The sequence below is a fragment of the Komagataeibacter kakiaceti JCM 25156 genome (genome assembly GCF_000613305.1).
This window is the reverse complement of the sequence record NZ_BAIO01000444.1, coordinates 1-1,971: the sequence shown is the minus strand read 5'-3', so window position 1 is coordinate 1,971 and position 1,971 is coordinate 1. Positions and strand designations below refer to the sequence as shown.

Here is a 1,971-nt window from a genome sequence, read left to right as displayed (position 1 = left end):
CGCCGCAGCCCGGTATCTTCCGCCGGGGCCGCGACGGGCAGCCTGCGCAGCAATGCGCGTGCAAGGCGCGCGGTTCCGTTTGCGCTCATGCGGCCCTCCGTACGGGGCCGGGGAAGGGAACAGTAGTCAAATCAGGCGGTCTCCGTCATTTTGGCGTTGTCTAACCCCTACGATATGGCGCACATAGCAGGCCTGTTTCCATACATGTCATCTCCGCGTGCCAACCGGATATGGCAGTTGATCCAATGAATGGAGAATCATAACGGTGCCGGACCATATGAGCCAGACTGACCTGAAGCAGTTTTTCCGCGCCCCACTGACCGAAGCCGACCCCGATGTCGCCGCGATTATCGGCGCGGAACTGGAGCGTCAGCGCGACGGGATCGAACTGATCGCCAGCGAGAACATGGTCTCGGCCGCCGTCATGGCAGCGCAGGGCAGCGTTCTGACCAACAAATACGCCGAAGGCTATCCCGGCCGCCGCTATTATGGCGGCTGCGTGGAAGTGGACAGGGTCGAGACCCTTGCCATCGAGCGCGTGAAGAAGATGTTTGGCGCCGAATTCGCCAACGTGCAGCCCCATTCCGGCGCCAACGCCAACCAGGCCGCCTTCATGGCCATGGTCAGCCCCGGTGATACGGTAATGGGCATGAGCCTGGCCGCCGGTGGCCACCTGACCCATGGCGCGGCCCCCAATTATTCCGGCAAATGGTTCAACGCGGTCCAGTACGGCGTGCGCCAGGAAGACGGCCTGCTGGACTATGAGGAAATGGAGCGTCTGGCCCGCGCCGAGAAGCCGAAGCTGATCGTGGCGGGTGGCTCGGCCTATCCCCGCGTCATCGACTTCGCGCGTTTCCGCGCCATCGCCGATGAGGTCGGGGCCTACCTGATGGTGGACATGGCCCATTTCGCCGGGCTGGTGGCCGCCGGGCTGTATCCTTCGCCCATCGGGCATGCCCATGTCGTAACCTCCACCACGCACAAGACCCTGCGCGGGCCGCGTGGCGGGCTGATCCTGACCAATGACGCGGCTCTGGCCAAGAAGATCAATTCCGCCGTGTTCCCCGGCCTGCAGGGCGGTCCGCTCATGCATGTGATCGCCGCCAAGGCCGTCGCGTTTGGCGAGGCCCTGCGCCCCGACTTCCGCGCCTATCAGGAAGCGGTGGCCAGCAACGCCCGTGTTCTGGCCGAGACACTGGTCAGCAGCGGTTTCGACATCGTGACCGGCGGCACGGACTGCCACCTGCTGCTGGTTGACCTGCGGCCCAAGGGCGTGACGGGCCGCGCGGCCGAGCGCAGCCTTGAACGCGCCGGGATCACCGCCAACAAGAACGCCATTCCCTTCGACCCCGAAAAGCCCGCCATCACTTCGGGCATCCGTCTGGGCAGCCCGGCGGCCACGGCGCGCGGCTTTGGCGCGGCGGAGTTCAGGGAAGTGGGTCTCATGATTGACGAGGTGCTGACCGCGCTTGCCAAAAGCGGCACGGAGGAAGGCTGCCCGACCACCGAGCAGGCTGTTCACCAGCGTGTCAAGGCGCTGTGCGCGCGCTTCCCCATCTACGCCTGATGATATGCATCCCGGCCCCGGTTACTGATCTGGGGCCGGGATGTCGCTTTCAGCCGGTGCGGCGCGGGCGAACCTGACCGCCGTATGCCCGCGCGCGGGGCGGAGGTTGGGCATGACCAGCATGCAGTGGTCATAGGGCGTGCGGATTTCGTCATCTCCGTCATGGGCCACCAGTGTTCCGCCCGTGGGCAGCACCACCCCGCCACGGAAGGGCGTGACAAACCGGAACGTGCCCGTTCGCGCGGTAATCACGTCCGTCACCACCATATGACGCCGTGGGAACGGCCCCCCGGTCCTGACCGGCAGCCCGCAGCACGGCCCGATCAGGGACAGGACCGCCTGCATGGCGCGGGCGACGGTTTCCCTGCGCCAGTGCTGGCCCGCCTCCAGCAGGCAGGCGGCGG

Annotated in this window: 1 protein-coding gene and 1 pseudogene; one reads left to right on the top strand and one right to left on the bottom strand. The window is 66.2% G+C overall.

Annotated elements, in window-relative coordinates; genetic code table 11:
* Nucleotides 1-277 precede the first annotated feature (277 nt).
* The gene (glyA, locus tag JCM25156_RS15060) at nucleotides 278-1,567 is read left to right on the top strand and encodes a serine hydroxymethyltransferase (protein WP_025813728.1); all 1,290 of its coding nucleotides are present in this window, start codon (nucleotides 278-280) and stop codon (nucleotides 1,565-1,567) included.
* A 21-nt stretch (nucleotides 1,568-1,588) separates the two neighbouring features.
* Here glyA and JCM25156_RS15055 read toward each other — a convergent pair.
* Nucleotides 1,589-1,971: pseudogene (locus JCM25156_RS15055) on the bottom strand (peptidase M14); the annotation flags it as partial.